This is a genomic window from Acerihabitans sp., from assembly GCF_036398755.1.
Taxonomy (GTDB): domain Bacteria; phylum Pseudomonadota; class Gammaproteobacteria; order Enterobacterales; family Enterobacteriaceae; genus Acerihabitans.
Map to the genome: position 1 here is coordinate 1 of NZ_DASWOM010000129.1, position 7,189 is coordinate 7,189.

The following is a 7,189-nucleotide window of genomic DNA, read 5'->3' on the forward strand; positions in this document are numbered from 1 at the left end:
ACATCAATTAGAAGAGGCCAGAAGGAGGGACTTTCAAGCGCTTGCCGAGCAATTTCAATACCACATCAATTTATCCAAGGAAGTGTTAGATAAAGCCCTGGCGGAATGTCATGAAGATCATGATGGCTATCACTCCCAGCCAAGACCCACCACCTTGGCGGCGGCACAGGCGCTGGATAACTATATGCAGGCGCAGGTTTTAGCCGCCCAGCACAAGAAGCAATCTGCCTACCAGGCGTTGAGTGACATCAACGATCGCCTTTGCCATCTCAGTACCGGCGTTATCGCATTACATAAAGAGCTAAGCACTACCCCGAGCACGCCTGTTCGGGAACGCTATTTGCGTCAGGAATACCAGCTTAATTTAGAAAAGACCAAACGGAATAACCTTGACCATGCCGCCCGGGCAAGAGCCGGACAGCTGGAAAACGCGCTAATCCGGAAAAATGAAACCGGTCAAATTTTAGCGGCAACAAGAAAGCAGGCCGGTGAACAGAAGGTTGCCAGGGTTCACCCTGTCGCCCGGGAGGCTGATAGCAAGCCTGAAAAAGCCGCTAACCCCAGTAGCGAATCCCTGGCGGGCAATAACGCTATTCCCGCATCGGTCACACCGTCCATGGCGCAGGTTAACGCGCGGCGCGCCATCGCGTTATCCGGCATGGCCGTTGCCCTCTCGCCCGGCCTGGCCACGGCCACTGCCGGCGTTAATGGTGGACAGGCAGCCGCTGCCGGTAGCGGGGCTAAAGGTGTTGCGCTACGCACCGCCTTAAGCGCATTAGGGTCGGCCGCGCTCGGGCTGGCGAAACATCCCCTTGGCCTGGGGGTGGGGTTGTTGGCCTCTAGCGGCAAGGTGGGCGAAGGCAGCGAAAAAGTACCGGGGCGCGACCCGACGCAGCGCTTCGCTGCTGCTCCGGCGGAGCAATCTGAACCGGCGTCCGCGCCGCAGGTCAGCTTTGCTGCGGCTTGCACCGTGGGGAATAACTTCTTGAGCATGCGCGCAGGAGCTGCCCCTGAAAGCGGGGTGGTCGAGGGAACCACTGGCGACGCTGCGAGAGGTAAGATAGAAGCCGCGCCGGGGCTGAATAAGGCGACAACCAAACCGCAGGAGGCAGCCTGTCTAGGTAACCCTCTGTGTGTGACGAAGCTTATCCTACATGGGCAAGGACCCAATATAACCGCAACCCTTCCCGTTGCAGATGATCTGACGGGCGGTAAACTTGAAAACCCGCTACCGAACCAAACCAATAAAAACATCCAGATCTCCCCTGATACGCGTAGCAGGCAGGTGAACAGGCATACCGGCAATACCGAAGGCAAGCCTCATATGAGTGGAAATACGATGGTAACGCCAATCCCTGATGGGCCGAAACGGGATGAGTTGGCTCATTTTAATAAAATTTCTCAGGGGGATCATGCTATTATAAGAAATAGAGAAGGACGCCCTGTTAGTTCCGTTATTAAAGATGTTCAAACATCCAGGCCATGTGATATTTTGGTTCAAAATGATGGGCGATGGGTGATTTTAGGCGATAATGGGCGGGTTCATTTATTAGAAAAAAATGGGCAAGTGATCACTTCATTTAAAAATGTAAATAAAAATACAACCCAGCGTGTTAATGATGGACGATGGCATAAAGCTAGCAATGATGAGTTGGCTGATTTTAAAGATAAATTTACTGATTATGTTAGGTGGTGAAAAATGGAATTGTTAAAAGAAGAATTTGTCTCTTGTGTCACATTGTTTGATATCAGGCTTTCTGAAAGTGAAATTACAGTATTAACGGACTGTTTAAGTTTGATATTAACGCATTGTTCTGATGAACAAATTAACCAAGAAACGGTGTGTGATAGTAAAGAAGAATTAAGTTGGTATCGTGATGATTTATTAGGATTAATAAAGGCTATGGAGCATAAAGAATATCTCCCCGAAAAGTATAAAAATATCTAGTTCATACTCATATTAGTCCCGACTTTTTGTCGGGACCCTATAAGCTGGAGATAAGTGGCAACAACGCCTTTGGTAGGGTTGGCTCTAGCGGTGAAGGAACGCGTGAGCAATGTGCGGTACGTGATGGAGCACGCGGACTGGGACGCATGGAGAGCCGATGCGAAGAAAACGCCGCGGCCAAACCGAATCTGGGCAAGGACATAGCCAAAGCCACCGACACGCAAAAAACCGAACTTGGCGGCGTGGGAGCGGGAACGCCGGGTGGTTGGGGTCCGGAGGAAGAACAGGAGGCCCGCGGTCAATACTCTTAAAATCATTATGGGACACATAGTGATGGCATAGGTTTCCATGAGGGCAATAAAAAAATTAGTTTGGGATTCTTGGCAACACCATCCAAAAACTACAATTGATGGACGTCAATATGGTCAGATAGGTGATCGGTTTTATGTGGTTTTGACCCCATATATCCAAACCTGCTGATCCCGCGGTATGGGAAGACTGGATAGCAGCAGTTAAAAAAATGGATTGATCAAAAATCCCGATTAATTAAATGGGTCCCGGGTTCTTTTCTAAAGATAAATGGGATGCAAACAATCTAAATAATAATAACGAGCCCGGCGTTGTCGAAAAACGGCACGGACATGTGCTGGATACAACTTATGCCGGACCACGTCAGCCCGGAGACGGCGCGAATCTGGACCCAGCAAGCATCGGGGCGGTGCATGCGGCACGTCATCCGGTGGAGCCGACGCCCCAAGGCGTGGAGATCGAGGACGCCAGGGTGCTCGCCCACCGGATGGCAGACAACGCGGACGCAAATTGAGCCAGAAGCCGGCAACTCAGGCGTTGCCGGCGATATTGAGCACCAGCGCCCGACAAAGCCCGTCCGGTTGTTGCGCAACGGTCAGCGCCAGTTTTAATGCCGGCAGTTCTCGTTTGAACCATTTCGGCACATGATCGCAGGTTATGTCGATTTTTTTAAAGGTTCCCGCGCGTAAAAAAGGCAGCAGGACCTGCTTTGAGGTCAGGGCGCCGTCGCTTTTCAGCGCGTCGACCAGATTAAGGCAATATTCCCCCGCGCCCCGGCCGGGCCTGATAAAGTCTTGCGGCGCCTGCGCCTGTTCCCGCTGCGCGTTCTCTTCCACAAACTGCCGGATACGCGACAGGAAACCAGCCGGTTCCCCGGTCAGCCGCCACATATTGATACCCATGCCGTCGAAATAGGACAACAGGGCGCCGTGAATAGCGGTGGCGACAAAGTGGCGGCAGCCGTCCAGCGACGTCAGCATCGCCAGGGTGCGGGTCCTGATTTCGCTTAATCCCATCTGCTGGTGCAGGGCGAACGGAATATCCATGACCTGCCGCCAGCCGTCGGCGGCGGTTTCATATACCCTGACGGTGCCGGGCTGGTACAGCGAGGCGGCCCGGCCGTCGGCATCGATAAATACCGCTATTTTCATTTCACCCTCCTCTAAAAACCGTGCTGTTTACCCTTCATTGAAATGATATCAATACGCAACACCAGGGTGGCGCGCACATTGGCGATGGGAAAGCTCCAGGATTTATCGCTGAAACGGGCGACAATCAGGTTAAGCGCGGCGATCTTTTCCGCCTCATCCTTGATAAACACCGCGTTGCCGAGGCCGATTACCGTGCGGTGCCTGGCCTCGAAATTGCAGATGACCTCGTCTTCCACCACGCCCTGCTCGGTTGAAACGGCAAAGCACAGGGTGCTGTTCCTTTTCAGCATCTCTATCTTGGTGCCGGCCCTGGCGGAATGGAAATAGAGCGACGCGCCGTCCCAGGCGTAAAATACCGGTACCATAAAAGGAATATCGTTCTCGGCCAGGGCGATATACATCACCTTGGCCGAGTCCAGGATGGCCGCTATTTCCGCTGGATGGGTGATTTCCCGCTCGTCACGGCGCATGGCGCCGTGCGGATGTCCCGACGCCGTGGGTATATCAGTGGGCTGCATGTGGTCCTCTCTTTATTGGGCCGGTGAACCCTGGGATTCCAGGGGGGCTAACAGTGCCGACAATTCCCGGCAAATGGCGATAATGCCAAGGGTGTCTTCCAGGGTCGGGGTGCCGTGGTGGTAGTTATCCAGCGAACAAATGCCAAAAATCTCATCCAGCGCGCGGATTTGCCGGCTGAGTTCCGGCGCGAAGGGGATCACTTCCTCCGCCGAATCCATCAGGCTGCCATAATTGTGGTTATACGGCATGCTGCCGTACCAGGCGCACAGCGCGATGAGATAACATTCCACGGCAATGGACGCCACGTTGAAGATAAGCCCCGGCGACTGCGACTGTTCGGCGAACAGCACCGCCCGCCGGTGATAACCCTTGGCATCATGGGACAGCCGGATAAACTTTTGCCGATCGGATTCAAAAATCAGTTTTGACATCGGGTGTTATCCTTATAACCAAACGCGTGCCCGCTACCAGACGTTGAGGATCCACTCTTTGTTTTTCTTGTATTCCATATCGGTAAACAGCGCGTTGGCAAACTGTTCCGCCAGCCAGATGGCCCCGGAGTAGCCCACCACCGGATGGCGCCACAATCCGGCGCGATCATAGGTGGGGAACCCAACCCTGACCATGGGTATCTGGTTGTCGATGGCGGTAAAGCGTCCTTTGGAATGCCCGAGAATCAAATCGAGTTTCAACCCTTCGTGGGTAATACGGTTTTCCAGTTCCCACAAGTCGGCGTTGGTAATGATCTCCATGCCGTAGTCCACCTGCTCTTGCAACGCGATAATGCGGGGGTCTTTATCGTAAAACGCATTATCGTCGCCCAGCAGCAGCAATACCGGCTTCATTTCCAGGTCCAGGCAGAACTCGGCCAGTCCGATAACCAGATCGGGATTGCCGTAAATCGCCACGCGCTTATCGGCCAGGAACATATGCACCAAATCGGTCAGAGCGTCGATGGCGATGCCGCGCTCGCGCACCAGCGACTCCGGGATAGCCTTGCCGGTAAGCTGCCGCAGGTTTTGCAGGAAGGTGTCGGTATTACGGATGCCGATGGGCGTCGGTCCGATAATGGTGGGGATGGCGAATTTTTCTTCCAGGTAATCCGCAGCCTTGCGTCCTTCATAGCGGTTAAGCGCGATGGTGCCCATGGCGTTGGCGGTGCCGACCAAATCCTCGATGGTGGTATTGCCGTGGGAGACCGTGTTGCCGCTGGGCATCACCGGGGAATCGAAGTCTTCAATTTCAAACAGCACGGTGGCGTCGATTTGCATTTCCGCCAGCAGGTGCTTGAGCGCCGTGACGTCGCCTGGGTTTACCCAGCCGGTGATAAGGTTAACCTTGCCGTTGGGCTCGCTTTTCCTGGCGAAATACTTGACGAAATCCCGTACCGTCACGTCATAGCCGCTTATCATGCTGCCGACGAAGCTTGGGGTATGGATGGGGATCAGGTGGACCTCGCGGCCAGGGTATTTCACCGGCAACAGCTCTTCGTTAAGCTTGCGCACCACGCCGTCCACGTCGTCGCCGATCACCTCGGTGGAACAGGTGGTGATAATCGGCACCACCTTGACATGGGGATAACGCATCAGCAGTACGTCCACCGCCTGTTCCACGCGATCGAGCGCGCCGAATACCGCGCCGTCCTCATGCACCGAGGAGGAGGCGATTTCAAAGCTCTCCTTGAGGTGCTGGGAAATCAGCAGGCGCACGAACATCACGCAGCCCTGGCCGCCGTGGACGATGCCAATACAATCCTTGACGCCGATGCTGGCATATTGCGCCCCCGCCGGCTGGCAGGTGAATATCGGGTTGATAACGCCGATCCGGTCTTTTTTTCTTAATTCACACGACATGATATTGCCCTCTAATAGCGCTGATCGGTTAATTCCGCATTCAACGATCCGGTAATCGTCAGGTGGTTCAGCCGCGCGTGGAGCGCGGTGATAAGCGATGCGATCTCCGCCTTGTCCATCAGGCCCAGCCAGGAAAAGTGCGTTTTATACGCGTCCACCAGCACCACGGCGTCGGCCCAATAGCAGCGATTGGCCGGCGTGGTGAGATCCACCGGTTCATCGCATAATAATTGCGTGACGATGGACAACACGCCCTCATTCTGCTTTTCCCGATCCCAGACGCGGGAATGAAACTGCCAGAGGCAATTTTTCATGATGTAATCAATCAGCGGCTCGATGCGTTCTTCAGTCTGGTTTGCCATTGATGTTCTCCTTATTCCGCCGTACTGACCGTCTGGCCGGGAAAGGTGGGATAAACGCGCTCCCGTAATTTGGATACGCTGTCATAGTCGCCGGTGTACTGGCGCAGGGTGGTCGATGCCAGGGTCTGCTCGTCAAGGCCGGTGGCGGCAAGCATTTTCTGCGTAGCGAATCCACGGTCGGTCGGTATGTCGTCTTGGCTGATATCCAGCCGGGCCAGCTGATGGATGGGTGAATAAATGGCGTTATAGATATCGCGCGCAAAACGCACCCAGCCCTCGTACCCTTTATAGGGACCGTTGTGATAGGCGTGGGCGTTCAGGTAGGGCACGCGTATTTTTTTCGCCACTTCGCCGGGACGCTTGCCGGTAAAGATGACATCCGGCTTGAGCTGGTACATCGCTTCCAGGGTTTCCAGCTCATTGGGATCGTCGATGGCCATCGCGCCGGCCTCGCAACGGGCAATACCTTTTTCCATATCGCCCTGATGGCCGAATTTGGTATAAACCGATACCACCTCCACGCCCATTTCCGCATGGATAACGTGCGCCCAGTGCCAGAGTTTGGAACCGCCCGGCCACAGACAGACTTTTTTGCCCTTCAGGCGCGCCATATACCAGTCAAGCTCCGGTTTCCAGCGGGCGGTTTCCTCGTCGATAATGGCCTGCGCGCGCTCTTCGATACCAAAAAACAGCCCGATCTTGCGCAGGGAATCCGATAAGGGGCCGAAACCAAAACCGTCGATATCCAGGCGCGGAATGCCGTAACGCACCCGCAGTTCGTTGGCGATGTATTCCGCCGAACGCGCGCACTCCAGCACATTCAGGTGGGCTTTATGCATGCCGCGCAGATCGTCGTAGGAGCCGTTGCCGGTAAAGGTGGACAGCACCTGGATACCCATGCGCTTAAAATAATCCACCATCACTTCCTGATCGCCCTGGATGTTGTATTCGCCGACATAGTTGATGACATGATCGCTGGTGATTTTCGGCTCGACGGTGCCGACTTTCTGGTTTATCCAGGCGATATTGATTTTGTGATGGCCGCCC

9 protein-coding genes are annotated in these 7,189 nt (G+C 54.5%); 3 read left to right on the top strand and 6 right to left on the bottom strand.

What is annotated here, in order from left to right:
- From VGC33_RS21085 to VGC33_RS21095, 3 genes are all read left to right on the top strand, one after another.
- The coding region (locus VGC33_RS21085; RefSeq protein ID WP_331122735.1) for a hypothetical protein at nt 1-1,696 on the top strand (1,696 nt) is incomplete at its 5' end.
- 3 nt (nt 1,697-1,699) lie between these two features.
- Nucleotides 1,700-1,948 carry a hypothetical protein gene (locus tag VGC33_RS21090; RefSeq protein ID WP_331122736.1) on the top strand — a complete coding sequence of 83 codons (249 nt, stop codon included), beginning with the start codon at nt 1,700-1,702 and terminating at the stop codon, nt 1,946-1,948.
- A gap of 146 nt (nt 1,949-2,094) precedes the next feature.
- Nucleotides 2,095-2,259: a hypothetical protein gene (locus tag VGC33_RS21095; RefSeq protein ID WP_331122737.1), complete on the top strand. Its 165-nt coding sequence runs from the start codon at nt 2,095-2,097 to the stop codon at nt 2,257-2,259.
- A 528-nt stretch (nt 2,260-2,787) separates the two neighbouring features.
- Here the strand turns inward: VGC33_RS21095 and anfO are convergent.
- From anfO to VGC33_RS21125, 6 genes are all read right to left on the bottom strand, one after another.
- The gene (gene anfO, locus VGC33_RS21100; RefSeq protein ID WP_331122738.1) at nt 2,788-3,408 is read right to left on the bottom strand and encodes a Fe-only nitrogenase accessory protein AnfO; all 621 of its coding nucleotides are present in this window, start codon (nt 3,406-3,408) and stop codon (nt 2,788-2,790) included.
- Nucleotides 3,409-3,419: 11 nt separating this feature from the next.
- On the bottom strand, nt 3,420-3,926 hold the full coding sequence (locus VGC33_RS21105; protein ID WP_331122739.1) for a pyridoxamine 5'-phosphate oxidase family protein: 507 nt from the start codon (nt 3,924-3,926) through the stop codon (nt 3,420-3,422).
- Nucleotides 3,927-3,938: 12 nt separating this feature from the next.
- Nucleotides 3,939-4,358, bottom strand: coding sequence for a hypothetical protein (locus tag VGC33_RS21110; RefSeq protein WP_331122740.1), 420 nt, complete (start codon nt 4,356-4,358; stop codon nt 3,939-3,941).
- 33 nt (nt 4,359-4,391) lie between these two features.
- Complete coding sequence (gene anfK, locus VGC33_RS21115) at nt 4,392-5,780, bottom strand: Fe-only nitrogenase subunit beta (RefSeq protein WP_331122741.1); 1,389 nt, start codon at nt 5,778-5,780, stop codon at nt 4,392-4,394.
- Between the two features lie 11 nt (nt 5,781-5,791).
- A complete protein-coding gene (gene anfG / locus VGC33_RS21120) occupies nt 5,792-6,142 on the bottom strand; it encodes a Fe-only nitrogenase subunit delta (protein ID WP_331122742.1) in 351 nt (116 codons plus the stop codon).
- Nucleotides 6,143-6,153: 11 nt separating this feature from the next.
- A partial coding sequence (locus VGC33_RS21125; protein WP_331122743.1) for a nitrogenase component 1 occupies nt 6,154-7,189 on the bottom strand: 1,036 nt, incomplete at its 5' end.